The following is a 14975-nucleotide window of genomic DNA, read 5'->3' as shown; positions in this document are numbered from 1 at the left end:
ACAGGCCCGTCATGGCCTCACCCTTCATCTGGCTCCAGCACGCCCTCCCGCACCATGCCGTCTCGCGCGGGGCGGGAAAGATCGCCTCTTCCGAAACGCCCTGGCTCAAGAACCTGCTCATCCGGCGGTTCATCGAGGCCTATGACGTCGACATGAGCGAGGCCGCGCGCGGGGTCGATGAATTCAAGAGCTTCAACGACTTCTTCACGCGCGAGCTGAAGCCCGGCATGCGACCGCTCGCCGATGCCTCCACGCATATCCTCAGCCCTGCCGACGGTGCCGTCAGCCAGATCGGCAGGATCGAGGAAGGCCGCATCTTCCAGGCCAAGGGACGGCACTTCACCGCCACCCAGCTCCTCGGCGGCGACGAGGAAGCGGCGCAGCGTTTCGAGGGCGGCAGCTTTGCGACGATCTACCTGTCCCCTCGCGACTATCACCGCGTGCACATGCCCGCGGAAGGCACGCTGACCTCCGCAACCTATGTGCCGGGGGAGCTCTTCTCGGTGAACCAGGTCACGGCGGAGAATGTCGACGGATTGTTCGCGCGCAACGAGCGGCTCGCCTGCATGTTCTGCGGGCCCGACGGCAACTTCGCCAGCGTGATGGTCGGCGCGATGATCGTGGCCGGTATCGAGACCGTCTGGAGCGGGCTCGTCGAAACGCACAACCCCAGGCTGGTGCGACAGGATTTCCAGGGCAGCGAACACAGCTTCGAAGCGGGCGACGAAATGGGCCGCTTCATCCTCGGATCGACCGTGGTGCTGCTGTTCGAACCGGGCAAGGTCGAATGGGACGCGACCCTCAAGGCCGGCGATGCCGTCCGCATGGGACAGGCGATCGGCAAGCGGCTTCAGCCGAAAGCGGACGCGTAACTCACCGTTCCGCTCGGCGCTTCGCCTTCGAGAACCAGTCGCAGGAAATACTCCGCGGGCGGCCCCGGATAGACTAGCTGCGGGTCATGCTCGAACCCGAAACGCGAGTAATAGGCCGGCTCGCCGAGCAACACGATCCCGCGCGCGCCCGCTGCGCGCATATCGGCGATCGCGCGCTGCATGAGCCTGAGGCCCACGCCTTCGCGCTGGTGCACGGGCAGCACGCTGATCGGACCGAGCCCGTACCAGTCCTCGCTACCGTCGGAGATCGTCACCGGCGAGACGGCAACATGGCCGACGATACGCTCGCCGTCTTCGGCCACTAGAGATAGCGCCAGATCGCCATCCCGCCGCAGCTTGTCGACGATCTGCACCTCGCTACCGTCGCTGTGCTCGACCTCGGCAAAAGCCGCGTTGGTGACCACCGCGATCTGTGCGTGATCGGCATCGGTTTCCGGCCGGATGGTCAGCGCGCTCATGGCAGCAAGTGCCCCGCCCGGTCGCGCTTGGTGGCGAGGTAACGGGCATTGTGCGGATTGTCGGGCAGCGAGTGCGGCACGCGTTCGGCAACGCTCACGCCTTGCGCCTCGAGTGCTTCGACCTTGGCGGGATTGTTCGTCATCAGCCTGATCTCCCTGACGCCAAGCAGCTCCAGCATGCGTGCCGCGGTCGGGAAGTCGCGCGCCTCGTCGGGCAGGCCGAGCCGCGTGTTCGCATCGACCGTATCGAAGCCCTGGTCCTGCAAACGGTATGCGCGCAGCTTGTTGACGAGGCCGATGCCGCGCCCCTCCTGCCGCATGTAGAGCAGCACGCCCCAGCCGCCCTTCTCGCTTTCCTCCGCCATCGCGTGAAGCGCAGCATCGAGCTGCGGGCCGCAATCGCATTTGAGGCTGCCGAGGATGTCGCCCGTCAGGCATTCGGAATGCAGGCGGACGATCGGCGCGTGGTCGCTGCGCTCCTTGCCGATTACCAGCGCGACATGTTCGCGCGTGTCGTCGGGGCTGCGGAAGGCGACGATCTTGGCGTCTTCGGCCGCGGCCACCGGTAGCTTCGCCCGCGTCGCGATGCGCAGGCGCTGCGGGTCGGTGAAGGCATCGAGATCGCTCACCGAGAGATGCGCCGCTTCCGATGCACCTTCGGGATCGACCAGGAAGGCAGGCAGGATGCCGGCGATACGAGCCAGTTCGAGCGCAGCCTTCGCCTGTTCCTCCCACTCGAGGGCTAGTGCCTTGAACGGACCCTTCAGCGGGCTGTGCAGATCGAGGGCAGGATCGGCTACGGCCAGTGCGGCCGGAAGGTCGAAGGTCTCTGCACTCCGCATCAGGACGGGCTGACGGGGCGCAGCAGCTTCGCGCTGGTTGGCAAGCTTGAGCGTTGCGGCGCGCGTGGCGGAGACCAGCATGGCCTCGCCCGACACTTCGGAGAAAGCCGTCTCGACCGGCTGCAAAAGCGGTGCACCCTCGATCGCAATCGGCCAGCCGTGACGCAGCGCGTCCACCGCCAGCGCCGCGCGCCGTGAGGGTGACGGCTCGCTCAGAGATCGAACTCCGTAACCAGCGGCACGTGGTCGGAAGGCTTGTCCCAGTCGCGCGCATATTCGTGGACCGAGTGCGCGCTCGCTTGCTTCGCCAGCTCGGGGCTCGCCCACATGTGATCGAGGCGGCGCCCGCGATCATTCGCCTTCCAGTCCTTCGCGCGGTAGCTCCACCAGCTGTAATAGCGCTCGGGCGCCTTGATGTGCTCGCGCCCGATGTCGGACCAGCCATGGGCATCCATGAAGCGCTGCAGGCTCTCGACCTCGATCGGCGTGTGGCTGACGACCTTCAAAAGCTGCTTGTGGTTCCAGACGTCGCTTTCGAGCGGGGCGATGTTGAAATCGCCGACGATCAGCGTGGGTCGATCGACCTTGTCCGCCCACTTGGTCATGCGCTCGAGGAAGTCGAGCTTCTGGCCGAACTTCACGTTCTTCTCGCGATCGGGCTCGTCGCCGCCTGCGGGAACATAGACGTTCTCGATGATCATGCCGTCATGTTCGGGCAGTTCGACACCGACGTGGCGCGCCTCACCATTGTCCTGCCAGTCGTGGCGCGAGAATTCGCGCAAAGGCACGCGGCTCACGGTGGCGACCCCGTGATAGCCCTTTTGGCCATGCACGGCGACGTGCTCGTAGCCCAGTTCCTTGAACGCCTCGTAGGGGAACTGATGCTCCTGGCACTTGATTTCCTGCAGGCACAGCACGTCGGGCGAGGTCTCCTTCAGGAAACGCTCGACGATGGGCATGCGAAGGCGGACGGAATTGATGTTCCAGGTAGCTACAGAAACCATGGCGCGGAGATAGGGCGCTCTCGCCAGCCGGTCCACACCCCCCAAACAAAAAACCCTCGAGCCGGGGGCATTGGCTCGAGGGTTCCTTGTGAGCGTTCGTCACGCTTGGATACGAAGAGGTTGTTGGGTCAGGCATTCAACAGGGGGGAAAATGCCTTCCGCCGCTTCGTGATTTTCGTTTTACGCTTGCCTGACTTGCTACTCAATGAACATTCGGTCGCAAGAGGCCGCAATATCCGAACGTTTCGTCGCCGAAGCGTTTATCCCGGGCGACGGGACGAGCGGCGCGGGTCACGGAAGCTGAACGTGCTGTCAGCGACTGCCATACCGTAGCGGTGGTTGCGCAGCCGGACCGTGGTGCGGTGGTTCTGCGAATCGAGCGCCACCCAGTGCGTCAGTCGCAGGCCGCCCGGCGCCGAAGCGTCGCGCGCGAAGATCAGCGTGATGACGCCGAACTCGGGACGGCTCTTGTCGCGCACCTCGATGCTGACGACGTCCGAATGGCTGGTGGGCACGAGACGGCCGTATTTCTTCACGTCGCGGCTCGGATCGAGCAATGCGCCGAGCGGCGAATTCTTGATCGGCCAGCGCTGGACCTGGCTGACGGCGTAATCGACCATGTACATCGACTTGCCGTTCGAAACGACGAGCAGGTCGACGCCCTTTTCGTATTCGAAGCGGATCTTGCCCGGACGCTTCAATGTCATCACGCCCGACACGGCCTGGCCGTTGCGGTCGGTCTGGACGAAATCGGCCTTCATGGTCGAAATGCCGCGCAGCGCCTCGACCGCGCGGTCTAGATCGCCCGTCTGGGCGACCACCGGGGCAGGCGTCGCATAGAAGGACGCAGGTACGCCAACGGCCATGGCGAATGCCACGGCCGAGATGACGGGTCGATTCTTGAAGATGGTCAAGGTGTTCATGCTCCTGATTTAGGCTCGGAGCATTGAACTGTCACTGAACTAATCGCGTTCCCGCGGTTCAGCTTGTCGGCCGCACGGGCCGGCCAGATCACTTGATCTTGGCTTCCTTGAATTCCACGTGCTTGCGGACGATCGGATCGTACTTCTTGAAGACGAACTTCTCGGTGTGGTTACGCGGATTCTTCTTCGTCACGTAGTAGAAGCCCGTGTCGGCGGTCGAGACGAGCTTGATCTTGACGGTTGCGGGCTTCGCCATGGCGTGTTCCTAAAGATCTCTAATGAGGCCGACCCCATGTGGGGTTTCAAGCCGAAAAAATAAGGGCGGCGCGCGTAGCACCGCCGTTCCGGCGCGCCCATTGGGTGATTCACGGGGAAAAGTCAAGCGCGGAAGGTGCTGCGCGCTACCAATCGACCTTGCCGCGATTGGCCTTCACCTCGCCGCGCGCCTTCTTGGCCTTGAGGCGCTTCACCTTGCCGACGCGGTTCACCCGGCTTTTCTTGCGCTTCTTGGGCGGGGTCAGCGCCTCGTTCAGCAATGCGACCAGCCGTTCGCGTGCCGCTTCGCGATTCTGCTCCTGGGTGCGGTATTCGTTGGCAGTAAGCACGATCTCACCGCCCTTGGTGAGCTTGCTGCCAGCGACCTCCTTGAGCCTCTCGAAAGCATCGGGAGGCATGCCGATCTGGAATACGTCGACGCGCAGCTGGACGGCGGTGGCGACCTTGTTGACGTTCTGACCGCCCGGGCCGGAAGAGGCGATGAACTTCTCCTCGGCTATCTCCAACGCGCGGTCGGCAATCTTACCCATCCGCAAAGCCGAGGCCCGCAAAGTCGCGCGGCAACGGCGCGGCGGCCTCGATGGCTGGCTTGTTTTCGCGCGGGACGACGATGCCCGCGGCATGGAGCATGGTGCGCGGCGCCCCCTTTCCGGTGCCGTAAACCGGATCACCGAGCAGCGGCAGGCCGAGACCCGCTTGGCAATGGATGCGGATCTGGTGGGTCCGTCCAGTCTCGGGCCGGAACTCGAGCAGCGCCTTGCCGTCATGCTCCATCAGCTTGCGCCAGTGGGTCACCGAAGGTTTGCCCTTCTTGGCGGCGATCATGCGCCAGCCCTTGTCCGCGCTGCTGATCTTGGACAGCGACAGCTCGATCGTACCCTGGTCCTCGTCGGGGATACCCGCGAGGATGCCGAGATAGCGCTTCTCGACCAGCCGCTCCTCGAAAGCCTTGCCGAAACGCTTCAGCGCCTTCGGATTGCGCGCCAGCAAAAGGCAGCCGCTGGTGTCTGTATCGAGCCGGTGGACAGGCGTCGGCGGGCGCTGGAAGCCGAGCTTCAGCTGTTCGAAATGGTCTTCGAGGCACGGGCCGCCGCGGCGCGGACGGTCGACGGGAAGGCCGGCAGGCTTGTCGATGACGAGCGCTTCGCCGTCTTCGAAAATGATCGGAATATCGGTCATGCAGTCTTCAGTTGCGCGCGCATCATTCCGCGCAGCGCGTTGGCGAGGAAGAAACCGTCCTCGAGATCGGCAATGGTGAGTTCGGCCTCGCGCGCCTTGCCTTCGTCCAGCAGCGATTGCCGGTGGACGCCGGGCAGCAGGCCGAGGCTGGCGGACGGAGTAAGCAATTCGCCGCCGCGCTCAACAAAAATATTCGTGATCGCACCTTCAGTCAGCAAGCCGTCCTCGCGCACGAAGAGCGCCTCCTGGGCGCCCCGCTCACGCGCAACCGCCTGTGCGTCCTCGTAGAAACTGCGATCGGTGGTCTTGTGCCGCAGGCGCCAATCGCCCGGGTCGACGGGTAGCGGCAGGACGATGCACTCGGCGGGCTCGTCCCACGCAGGCGGCATGTCCTGTACCTCGATCGCGACAGCGCCGCTGCGTGATGAGAGGAGACGCACCTTGCTCGACTTTTCGAGCACGAAGCACAGCGCATGAAGCTGGTTGCGCGCCTCATGCCGGTCGAAGGTGAAGCCGAGCTCCGCTGCGCTTGTCTTCATTCGCAGCAGGTGTTCCTCGAGGAAGGAGAAACCTCCCTCCACGTCGAAGCGCATCGTTTCGATGAGGTCGAACTGCGCGGCCTGGTGTTCGGGCGAGGATGCGCGGGCAAACGCGCCCTTGATCAGCGCCTCGCGCCACTCGGTGCGCGGCTCGCTGTCGGCGACGATCGCACCGCCCACGCCGAGCACGGCCTTGCCCTTGGCATTCTCGATCTCGGTCAGGCGCAGCGTGCGGATCGCGACGTTGAACGCGGCATCGCCGTCTGCCCCGATGCGCCCGATCGCGCCGCAATAGGGCCCGCGCGGATCGCGCTCGACCGCATTGATCAGCTCCATGGCGCGGATCTTGGGCGCGCCGGTGATCGAACCGCAGGGGAAGAGCGCGTGCACGAGATCGGTCGCGCCCCTTCCGTCCTCCAGCTGTGCGCGAACCACGCTCACCATCTGGTGGACCGTGGGATAGCTTTCGATCGCGAAAGGCTCGTCGACGCGCACGCTGCCTGCCACCGCCACGCGGGAGAGGTCGTTGCGCATGAGGTCGACGATCATCAGGTTCTCGGCCTTGTCCTTGACCGAGCCGGCAAGCTCATCGGCATGCGCCTTGTCCTGCGCCGGGTCGTCGCTGCGCGGGCGCGTGCCCTTCATCGGCTTGGCCTTGGCCTCGCTTCCCTTGAGCGAGACGAACAGCTCGGGCGAGAGGCTCAGCAGCCAGTGCGACCCGTCAAAGATCACCCCGCCATAACCCGCCTGCGCTGCAGGCCTGAGCGCGGCATAGAGACCGAGCGGATCGCCGGTGAAATTGCCGGCGAGCTGGAAGGTCAGGTTTGCCTGGTAGATGTCGCCCGCACGGATCGCTTCCTGCAGCTGTTCGAAGGCCGCTTCATAGCCGCCGGGCGAGAGTTGCGGTTCGAGCGGTCCGACGCCGCCGGGCCCTTGCGCATTGGCTTTGAGCCAGGCGGGCATCTCATCTGCGGCAATCCGTTCGGGCGCATCGAACAGGCCGAGCCAGACCAAGGGCCCAGCCGAACCACTGCGAGCATCGGCAAGCCCAGCCAGCTTCGGCTCGAGCGCGAGGCCTGCCTCGTAGGCAATGTAGCCGGCGAGCTCCCCGCCTTGCTGTCGCGCAGCCTCTGCCGCTTCGAGCACGGCTTCGACCTCGTCCGCACGGCGGGCGACGAATACCTGCTTCGGATCGCGATAGAGCAGGCCATCTGCAGCGCCGCTTTCGCGCGCATCGTCGAGCAATACGAATGGGGTCCGGCCCGCCATAGACATCAAGCCTTTAGCGTCTTGGCGGCGCAAGTCGAGCGATTGCTTGACCTTCCACCGCCTGCTGCGTCACATGCCGGACAACGATTTGATCATAGGGACGGGCGGTAATGAGCACGATTTTTCTCGGACTGGGCGGCAATGGCGAGAACCAGCACCTCCGCCTCGAACAGGCCAATCGCCATGGGTTGATCGCGGGCGCCACCGGCACCGGCAAGACCGTGACGCTGCAGGGCCTTGCCGAGAGCTTTTCGGCCAATGGCGTGCCGGTCTTCGTCGCCGACGTGAAGGGTGACCTTGCGGGCATCTCGATGGCCGGATCGCCGCAGTTCAAGCATGCCGACAAGCTGGAAGGCCGTGCGAAGGAACTGGGCATGGACGACTATGCCTACGCCGATAACGCCGCGGTGTTCTGGGATCTCTACGGCGAAAAGGGCTTCCCGATCCGCACGACGATCTCGGAGATGGGGCCGCTGCTGCTCGCCCGCCTGCTCGATTTGAACGAGACGCAGGAAGGCGTGCTCAACATCATCTTCCGCTACGCCGACGAGAACAACCTGCTGCTGCTCGACCTCGGCGACCTTCAGGCGATGCTGACCTTCGCCTATGAGAATTCGAAGGACCTCTCGGGTGTCTACGGCAATGTCTCCAAGGCCAGCGTCGGCGCGATCCAGCGCCAGCTGTTGAGCTTCGAGAGCCAGGGTGCCGACCAGTTCTTCGGCGAGCCGGCGCTGGAGATCGACGATTTCCTTAGCGTCGACGAACAGGGCCGAGGCATCATCAACGTGCTCGCCGCCGACAAGCTGATGCGCAGCCCGAAGCTCTATGCGACCTTCCTGCTCTGGCTGCTCGCCGAACTGTTCGAAACGCTTCCCGAGGTCGGCGATCCCGACAAGCCGAAGCTCGTGTTCTTCTTCGACGAGGCGCATCTCCTCTTCGACGATGCACCCGAGGCGCTGGAGGACAAGGTCGAGCAGGTCGTTCGCCTGATCCGTTCGAAGGGCGTGGGCGTCTATTTCGTGACGCAGAACCCGATCGACATTCCCGAGAAGATCGCGGGCCAGCTGGGCAACCGCGTGCAGCACGCACTGCGCGCCTTCACCCCGCGCGACCAGCGCGCGATCAAGGCGGCTGCCGAGACCTTCCGCATCAACCCCGATCTCGATGTCGAGGAAGCGATTACCGAACTCAGGGTCGGCGAGGCGCTTGTCTCCACGCTCGACGAGGACGGCGCGCCTTCGGTGGTCCAGCGCACGCTGATCAAGCCCCCGCATTCGCGGCTCGGCCCGGTCACCGAGAAGGAGCGCAAGATCATCAATTCGGTCTCCGATCTCGACGGCAAGTATGACGAGGCCGTCGATCGCGAGAGCGCAGAGGAAGTGCTCGCCGCGAAGGCCGCCGATGCCGCCGCGACCGCCAAGGAGGTCGAGGAAAAGGGCGAGGAAGAAGTCCGCAAGCGCGAGCGCAAGACGCCTTCCATGTGGACCAAGGCGGGCAAGGCCGCAGCGACAGCTGCCGCAGGATCGCTCAGCTCGATTGCAGTTGCGACGGTGCTGGGCAAGAAATCGCGCGCCGACCCGGTCCGCACCGGGCTCAATGCCTTCGTGCGCAATATCGTTGGCGGCCTGATGCGCTAGAGCGGGAGGCGGAACTCCGCCCGCAGGCCGCCTTCCGGGCGGTTGGACAATGTAAGTGTACCGCCATGCTGTTCGGCGACCGCCCGCGCGAGGGTCAGTCCGAGGCCTGCGCCTCCCGTTGCGCGATTGCGGCTTGCCTCTCCGCGCGTGAAGGGCTCGAGCATCTCTGCGATGCGGTCTTCGGGAATACCGGGGCCATTGTCCTCGACGCGCAGGATCGCCTCGTCACCCTCCCTAGCGATCGAAACATTGGCGTCGCCACCATATCGCAGCGCGTTCGACACGAGGTTTCTGAGGCCGCGCTTGAGCCAGGTGAGATGGACCGGGGCGACAACCCGGGCCGCGTCGAGCGTCACCTCCTCGCCCATGTCCTCGAACTCTTCGACGATGGACGCGGCCAGCGCTGCAAGGTCGGTGCGTTCGGGCAGTTCGTTCGACTTGCCAACCCGCGCGAGGGCGAGGATTTCGTCGAGGGTGAGAGTGATGTTCTCGATGCTGTCGACCATGCGGGCTCGCGCGGTCTCGTCCTCGACACTTTCGACCCGCACACGAAGCGCGGCGAGCGGTGTCTTGAGGTCGTGCCCGATCGCGCCGAGCATCACGTCCTTCTCCTCGAGCATCGCACCAATGCGTGCTTCCATCGCGTTATGCGCCGTGATCAGCCGCTTCACGTCTTCGGGACCGCGGGGCTCGATCGGCTCGTATTGGCCGGGCGAGGCGGCGAACCGCTCGGTCTGGCGGGTCAGCTGGGCAAGCGGTCCGGTAAGGCGGCGCAGGACCAGCCACAGGATGAAGGACAGGAGCAGCGTGAGCGCCGCCGCCCTCAGCAGCGGGAATGCGGGGCCGAAATGCCGATGGGTATCGCGGACCGGCGCGCGCACGATTTCCCAGCCCTCTCCATCGGAAATACCTGCCAGCGCCACCGTCTTGGGCAAATCGCGCTCCGTCAGGCCGCGACGCATGGCGAACCTCAGCAGGAAGCGCTGCGAGACCGGGTCGGCCGCGACCGGTCGTTCGATCACCCTTATGTCCGAGAATGTGCGGCCATTGTCGCGCAGGTTTTCGGCCAGCCGCTCTTCGAGTTCGGGGCGGCGGACGTCCACCGGAAGGATTTCGAAGGTGTCCGCCTGCCGGAAATCGGTGTTGGCGAAGCGGCGGCGGTTCGGTCCGGGCCGGCGCTGCGGGCGGCGTTCCTCGGCATCGCGCGCCGAGCGCCGTGGATCGATTTCTACGACCAGCGGATCGTCGGCGAAACGCGCTGACGCGACGAGACGCAGGCTGAGCGTATTGACCAGCGCGGTTTCGACGCGGTCCTTCTCGATGCTGTAGGCGAGAAACCCGTTCACGCCCTGCACGATGAAAAGCGTCAGCCCGAGGGCGAGCGTGAGCTGTCCGAGCAGGCTTTTGGGCAGGAAGCGCTTCATGCGGGCACGCGGGTGACGTCGGCGGCGAGGCGATAGCCGCCGCCACGCACGGTCTGGATGAATTGCGGGTTACGGGTATCGGTCTCGATCTTGCGGCGCAGGCGGCTGATCTGGTTGTCGACCGCGCGGTCGAACAGATGCGCCTCGCGGCCCTGCACCATGTCGAGCAGCTGGTCACGGTCGAGGACCTGCCGCGGGTGTTCGCAGAAGGCGCGAAGCATGCGGAACTCGGCGGTCGAGATCGGCACCAGCGTGCCCTCGGGATCGGTCAGGCGGCGCTTCAAGGGATCGAGCGTCCAGCCTTCGAAGCAATAGGCGAGATCTTCGGATGGCGCCGGGCCCGAACGCTCCGACCGGCGCAGGACCGAGCGGATACGCGCGACAAGCTCGCGCGGCTCGAACGGCTTGGTGACGTAATCGTCGGCGCCGATTTCCAGCCCGATGATCCGGTCCATCGCCTCGCCCTTGGCGGTCAGCAGGATCACGGGAAGCTGGCGGCTCTCGACGAGGTGGCGACAGAGCGAAAGCCCGTCCTCGCCCGGCATCATGATGTCGAGCAGGACGAGGTCGGGCGTGTCGCCTTCGAGCAGGCTGCGCGCCTGTGCCGCGCTTTCCGCCTCGCGCACGGCAAACCCCTGGCCGGACAGATATTCCGCCAGGGGTTCGCGCAAGGTGCGCTCGTCGTCGACAAGCATGAGTGAGGTAGGCGCGGTTTCGGTCATAGATCGCTTCCGCGCCTACCGTGCAGTATGCAATCCGGGCAAGCGGCTTACTGGCCGCGGGCTTCGCGTTCGGCGCGAATGGCCTCGCGCATCGCCTTGTGACGGGCCTGCATCTCGGCAGTCGTCACCTGGCCATCGCCATCGGTGTCGGTCTTGGCAAACTGATTAGCGACCGCCGCATCGAATTCGGCGCGGGTGATCGTCTTGTCGCCATTGGCGTCGGCGAGGCGCAGCATGTGCATGCCGCCGCGGTGACCGCGCTTGCCGCCGCGGGCCTTGCGCTCGCCACCTTCGCGATCGCCTGGGCGGATGTGAACCGTGCGCAGTTCGTCCTGAGAGAGACCGCCCGAACCGTCGGTGTCGAGACGCGCGAAGCGCTCGGCCATGTGGGCTTCGCGACGGTCTGCGCGGGCTTCACGGCGTTCCTTGCGCGCTTCGTGCATCGCCTGCATTTCGGCCTGCGACAGTTCTCCATCGCCATTGGTGTCGGCCTTGGCGAAACGCTCCTGGCGGTGGGCTGCGCGGTCTTCGGCGTTGATCACGCCGTCGCCGTTCGCATCCATCCGGGAGAACATCTGGTCGGCATGCGCAGTCATCTCGGTGCGCGTGACGAGGCCGTCGCCATCGGCATCGACCTTCATCTTGCCCATGTGGCCATGGGCGAGCGCCGCGGTGCCGGTAAGCACGAGCGCGGTGGCGGTCAGCGAAAGGGTGGTCTTTTTCATTTTCAAGCTCCTGGAAATAGGGGGAGCTGCAGCGCCGGGGGACTTACGAGGGAGGGGATGCGGGCGCCGCAGCTCGTGTGCCCTTTCTAGGCACCCAATGTCGCAGCAATATGCCATGAAAAGGGTGATTTGTAACGCTTTGTCGCAGGACGAAGTGGCTGTTCATGCTGCAGAAAAGTCAGCGCGGGCGATGCTGCGTTCCCTCGCCTGCCGTGATGAATACGGCGGTCGCTTCGGTCTCGATATCGGCGATATGCCAGACACCGGGCGGGTTGATCGCATATTCGCCCGCGCGCAGCGTCACCTCCTCCTGCCGGCCATCGGGGAATTCCTGCCTCAGCACCATTTCGCCCGAGGTGCAGATCACCATCTCGTCACCCAGCGGGTGCATTTCCCAGGTCGGCCAGCCTTCGGTGAAGGTGTGCTGGCTGACCAGCCGGCCCTCGCGCCCGTCGGCGGCATGGCGATTGCCATAGGCCTCGTACCATTCCATCCCGTCGAACGGGGGTTGCGGCACCGCCGTCGCGCCGAGCCCGAGGTGGACCCAGTTCTCGGCGAGACGGCGCACTTTTGCCATCAGGCGACCTTGTCCATCAGGAAGGCATTGAGCTTGTTGCCGTCGGGATCGCGGAAATAGGCTGCGTAGAACAGCATGCCGTTCTCGTCCGGCTCTCCGCGCGGTCCCGGCTCGCCCTCGTCCGTGCCGCCGTTGGCAAGCGCGATATCGTAGAGCCGCTTCACCTGGTCGCGGTCCTTGGCCTCGAGCGCGACCATCACGCCATTGCCGACTGTCGCTTCGTTGCCGTCGAAGGGCTTGGTCAGGCCGATACCCGCGCCGCCGCCCGGCTTGCCCCAGGCGATGAACTCGTCAAACTCCATCATCCGCCCGACGCCCAGTTCGCCGCAGACGGCATCGTAGAATTTCGCCGACCGCTCCCGGTCGTTCGTGCCCAGTGTAACGTATCCGATCATCCGCCTGTCTCCTCTCAAAAAACGACTCGCGACCGGTGGAACATTACGTGAACATACGTAATCCTACAAGCCGGTTCAGAGCGGCGCGCATTCCCGTTCGAGCCACGCGAGGTCCTCGCCCTCCAGCTGCGGAGCGAGGATATCACGGGTTTTCGCGTGATACGCGTTCCACCAGGCGATCTCGCGGTCGGTCAGCAGGTCCTTGTCGACCAGCTTGCGGTCGAGCGGCACGTGGGTGAGCGTTTCGAATGTAAGGTACTTGCCCTCGCTGCCCTCGATCTTGGCATCGACGACAAGCACGAGGTTCTCGATCCGGATGCCGTATTCGCCCGGCTTGTAGTAGCCCGGCTCGTTAGAAAGGATCATGCCTTCACGAAGCGGGGTTTCGGTGCCGGGGAACGCGCCGCCGGGCTTCGAGATACGCTGCGGGCCTTCGTGGACCGAGAGATAGCTGCCGACGCCGTGACCGGTACCGTGGCCATAGTCCACGCCCGCCTGCCACAGGTGCATGCGCGCCAGCGCGTCAAGCGCGCCGCCGCTGGTCTGGTCGGGGAAGCGCGCGAGGTCGAGCTCGATATGGCCCTTCAGCACGCGCGTGTTGCGGTCGATCATTTCCGCCGTCGGCTCGCCCGGGCCCACCCAGACGGTCCGCGTGATGTCGGTCGTGCCGTCGAGATACTGGCCGCCCGAATCGCACAGGTAGATGCTCGAGGGCGGGATCGGGATATTGCTGTCCTCGTCCACCTTGTAATGCGGCAGCGCGGCATGGCCGGCGGCAGCGCTGATGGTGTCGAAGCTGGTGTCCTTCATGTCGGGGCTTAGACCGCGGAACTCGCGCAGCTTGGCTGCGGCGGTGAGTTCATCCACTTCGCCCGAGGGAGCGTTTTCCTCGATCCAGCGGAGGTATTTCACCACGGCCGCGCCGTCGCGTGCCTGCGCGTCGCGATGACCCTGCTGCTCGGCAGGGTTCTTGATCGCCTTGGGGAGCACGGCCGGATCGGCATCGCGAACGACGCTTGCCCCGCCCTGCTCCAGCGCATGGAATATGCCCGCCACGGCGTGCTTGGGATCGACAGCCACGGTCTTGCCCTTGAGGTCCGCCAGCGCGGGCTGGAAATCTGCGCGATCACGGATGCTGACCGCATTGCCGAGGTGCTTGGTCAGCTCGGGCGTCACCTTCTCGGGCGCGATGAACAGCTCGGCCGTGCCGTCGGCATGGGCGAGCACATAGGAGAGCGCGACCGGCGTGTTGTCGACGTCTTCGCCGCGCATGTTCAGCACCCATGCGACCGAATCGAGCGCGGTGATGACGGTGGCGTCATAGCCTTCCTGCTTCAGCCAGTCGGCGATCTCGGCGCGCTTGTCCGCGCTCGAACGGCCGGCGAACTTGTCGTCATGCGGGACGGCCGCGGCGAGCGAGGGCTGCGGGCGATCGGCCCAGACGGCGTCGATCGGATTGCCGTCCACCGGCACCAATTCGATGCCCTTCTTGGCGAAGAACTTCTGGGCTTCCTCGGCCCATTCGATGCCGTGAAGCCACGCGTCGTAGCCGATCTTCGCGCCTTCGGGCGCATGCTCTGCGAGCCACTTGGCCGGCGAGGTCGCGGGCACGTCTTCATAGTCGTAGAGCTTGCCGTCGACCTGCTCGCGCACTTGCACGGTGTAGCGGCCGTCGGTGAACATGGCGGCCTTGTTCTTGAGCACCGCCGCGCTGCCCGCACTGCCGCCGAAGCCGGTCAGCCAGTGGAGGCGCTGGGCGTAGGAGCCGACATATTCGCTCATGTGTTCGTCGGAGATCGGGATGACGAACCCGTCGAGGCCGCGCTTGTCCAGTTCGGTGCGCAGCGCGTCGAGACGGGCTTCGTGGGTTTGCATAAGCATGGCGGTATCGAATCCTTTCGTCGGAGCTGCTCGACATTCGGGCGAAGCAGCGCTTGCGGCGAGCTTTGCCCGCGCATAATTACCCTCTTCCAATAGGGGTTCGCGGCCGCTCTTTCCACCTTTGTGCCGCACGAAAGGGATCGCTCGTGACTTTCAACCGACTGGCCGCGTGCCTATCTGCAGCCACGCTGGCATTCGCAGCGCCTGTATTTGCCCAATCCGACGAAGGGA

General features: G+C 65.0%; 16 protein-coding genes. 2 read left to right on the top strand and 14 right to left on the bottom strand.

The annotated features are described in order from the left end of the window. Positions 1–11 precede the first annotated feature (11 nt). On the top strand, positions 12–872 hold the full coding sequence (gene asd, locus K3163_RS01965; RefSeq protein ID WP_221551549.1) for an archaetidylserine decarboxylase: 861 nt from the start codon (positions 12–14) through the stop codon (positions 870–872). On the opposite strand, the gene K3163_RS01960 is transcribed toward asd, so the two are convergent. The 8 genes from K3163_RS01960 to pabB form a co-directional block, all read right to left on the bottom strand. Then, entirely contained in the window at positions 851–1351 is a 501-nt protein-coding gene (locus tag K3163_RS01960; RefSeq protein ID WP_221551538.1) for a GNAT family N-acetyltransferase, read from the bottom strand. The two genes, asd and K3163_RS01960, sit on opposite strands and share 22 nt — an antisense overlap. Continuing rightward, positions 1348–2370 (bottom strand): GTP cyclohydrolase II, encoded by a 1023-nt coding sequence (gene ribA / locus K3163_RS01955; protein ID WP_345719689.1) that lies wholly within the window; start codon positions 2368–2370, stop codon positions 1348–1350. The genes K3163_RS01960 and ribA overlap by 4 nt, the downstream gene beginning before the upstream one ends. Positions 2371–2405: 35 nt before the next feature. Continuing rightward, entirely contained in the window at positions 2406–3197 is a 792-nt protein-coding gene (gene xth, locus K3163_RS01950; RefSeq protein WP_221551536.1) for an exodeoxyribonuclease III, read from the bottom strand. Positions 3198–3457: 260 nt separating this feature from the next. Further along, entirely contained in the window at positions 3458–4120 is a 663-nt protein-coding gene (locus tag K3163_RS01945) for a LolA family protein (protein WP_221427041.1), read from the bottom strand. A gap of 88 nt (positions 4121–4208) precedes the next feature. After that, positions 4209–4376, bottom strand: coding sequence for a 50S ribosomal protein L33 (gene rpmG / locus K3163_RS01940; RefSeq protein WP_221427042.1), 168 nt, complete (start codon positions 4374–4376; stop codon positions 4209–4211). Between the two features lie 145 nt (positions 4377–4521). Further along, on the bottom strand, positions 4522–4926 hold the full coding sequence (arfB, locus tag K3163_RS01935) for an alternative ribosome rescue aminoacyl-tRNA hydrolase ArfB (protein ID WP_221551534.1): 405 nt from the start codon (positions 4924–4926) through the stop codon (positions 4522–4524). Beyond that, positions 4919–5575, bottom strand: coding sequence for an RluA family pseudouridine synthase (locus tag K3163_RS01930; protein ID WP_221551532.1), 657 nt, complete (start codon positions 5573–5575; stop codon positions 4919–4921). Before K3163_RS01930 ends, arfB begins: the two co-directional genes overlap by 8 nt. Continuing rightward, the gene (gene pabB / locus K3163_RS01925; protein ID WP_221551530.1) at positions 5572–7383 is read right to left on the bottom strand and encodes an aminodeoxychorismate synthase component I; all 1812 of its coding nucleotides are present in this window, start codon (positions 7381–7383) and stop codon (positions 5572–5574) included. Before pabB ends, K3163_RS01930 begins: the two co-directional genes overlap by 4 nt. A 110-nt stretch (positions 7384–7493) precedes the next feature. Here pabB and K3163_RS01920 point away from each other — a divergent pair, with 110 nt between their 5' ends. Beyond that, on the top strand, positions 7494–9020 hold the full coding sequence (locus tag K3163_RS01920) for a helicase HerA-like domain-containing protein (protein WP_221551528.1): 1527 nt from the start codon (positions 7494–7496) through the stop codon (positions 9018–9020). Here K3163_RS01920 and K3163_RS01915 read toward each other — a convergent pair. From K3163_RS01915 to K3163_RS01890, 6 genes are all read right to left on the bottom strand, one after another. After that, positions 9017–10444, bottom strand: coding sequence for a sensor histidine kinase (locus tag K3163_RS01915; protein ID WP_221551526.1), 1428 nt, complete (start codon positions 10442–10444; stop codon positions 9017–9019). The two genes, K3163_RS01920 and K3163_RS01915, sit on opposite strands and share 4 nt — an antisense overlap. Further along, entirely contained in the window at positions 10441–11166 is a 726-nt protein-coding gene (locus K3163_RS01910; protein ID WP_221551524.1) for a response regulator, read from the bottom strand. The genes K3163_RS01915 and K3163_RS01910 overlap by 4 nt, the downstream gene beginning before the upstream one ends. Before the next feature lie 47 nt (positions 11167–11213). After that, complete coding sequence (locus K3163_RS01905; protein WP_221551523.1) at positions 11214–11891, bottom strand: hypothetical protein; 678 nt, start codon at positions 11889–11891, stop codon at positions 11214–11216. A gap of 178 nt (positions 11892–12069) precedes the next feature. Next, on the bottom strand, positions 12070–12468 hold the full coding sequence (locus K3163_RS01900) for a cupin domain-containing protein (RefSeq protein ID WP_221427050.1): 399 nt from the start codon (positions 12466–12468) through the stop codon (positions 12070–12072). After that, positions 12468–12863: a VOC family protein gene (locus K3163_RS01895; RefSeq protein WP_221427051.1), complete on the bottom strand. Its 396-nt coding sequence runs from the start codon at positions 12861–12863 to the stop codon at positions 12468–12470. Before K3163_RS01895 ends, K3163_RS01900 begins: the two co-directional genes overlap by 1 nt. A gap of 75 nt (positions 12864–12938) precedes the next feature. Further along, positions 12939–14744 (bottom strand): aminopeptidase P family protein, encoded by a 1806-nt coding sequence (locus K3163_RS01890; RefSeq protein WP_221551520.1) that lies wholly within the window; start codon positions 14742–14744, stop codon positions 12939–12941. Between the last annotated feature and the right edge of the window lie 231 nt (positions 14745–14975).

The organism is Qipengyuania xiapuensis (genome assembly GCF_019711395.1).
Taxonomy (GTDB): Bacteria; Pseudomonadota; Alphaproteobacteria; order Sphingomonadales; family Sphingomonadaceae; genus Qipengyuania; species Qipengyuania xiapuensis.
The sequence above is the reverse complement of the archived record's forward strand: the minus strand, read 5'-3'. Positions and strand labels throughout refer to the sequence as shown.

What these genes read in the sequence shown, in the direction of transcription:
- K3163_RS01910 (WP_221551524.1), bottom strand. Translation starts at nt 11,166, where the DNA reads ATGACCGAAACCGCGCCTACCTCACTCATGCTTGTCGACGACGAGCGC.
- K3163_RS01960 (WP_221551538.1), bottom strand. Translation starts at nt 1,351, where the DNA reads ATGAGCGCGCTGACCATCCGGCCGGAAACCGATGCCGATCACGCACAG.
- asd (WP_221551549.1), top strand. Translation starts at nt 12, where the DNA reads ATGGCCTCACCCTTCATCTGGCTCCAGCACGCCCTCCCGCACCATGCC.
- K3163_RS01945 (WP_221427041.1), bottom strand. Translation starts at nt 4,120, where the DNA reads ATGAACACCTTGACCATCTTCAAGAATCGACCCGTCATCTCGGCCGTG.
- pabB (WP_221551530.1), bottom strand. Translation starts at nt 7,383, where the DNA reads ATGGCGGGCCGGACCCCATTCGTATTGCTCGACGATGCGCGCGAAAGC.
- K3163_RS01895 (WP_221427051.1), bottom strand. Translation starts at nt 12,863, where the DNA reads ATGATCGGATACGTTACACTGGGCACGAACGACCGGGAGCGGTCGGCG.
- K3163_RS01890 (WP_221551520.1), bottom strand. Translation starts at nt 14,744, where the DNA reads ATGCTTATGCAAACCCACGAAGCCCGTCTCGACGCGCTGCGCACCGAA.
- K3163_RS01915 (WP_221551526.1), bottom strand. Translation starts at nt 10,444, where the DNA reads ATGAAGCGCTTCCTGCCCAAAAGCCTGCTCGGACAGCTCACGCTCGCC.
- K3163_RS01900 (WP_221427050.1), bottom strand. Translation starts at nt 12,468, where the DNA reads ATGGCAAAAGTGCGCCGTCTCGCCGAGAACTGGGTCCACCTCGGGCTC.
- rpmG (WP_221427042.1), bottom strand. Translation starts at nt 4,376, where the DNA reads ATGGCGAAGCCCGCAACCGTCAAGATCAAGCTCGTCTCGACCGCCGAC.
- K3163_RS01930 (WP_221551532.1), bottom strand. Translation starts at nt 5,575, where the DNA reads ATGACCGATATTCCGATCATTTTCGAAGACGGCGAAGCGCTCGTCATC.
- arfB (WP_221551534.1), bottom strand. Translation starts at nt 4,926, where the DNA reads ATGGGTAAGATTGCCGACCGCGCGTTGGAGATAGCCGAGGAGAAGTTC.
- xth (WP_221551536.1), bottom strand. Translation starts at nt 3,197, where the DNA reads ATGGTTTCTGTAGCTACCTGGAACATCAATTCCGTCCGCCTTCGCATG.
- K3163_RS01920 (WP_221551528.1), top strand. Translation starts at nt 7,494, where the DNA reads ATGAGCACGATTTTTCTCGGACTGGGCGGCAATGGCGAGAACCAGCAC.
- K3163_RS01905 (WP_221551523.1), bottom strand. Translation starts at nt 11,891, where the DNA reads ATGAAAAAGACCACCCTTTCGCTGACCGCCACCGCGCTCGTGCTTACC.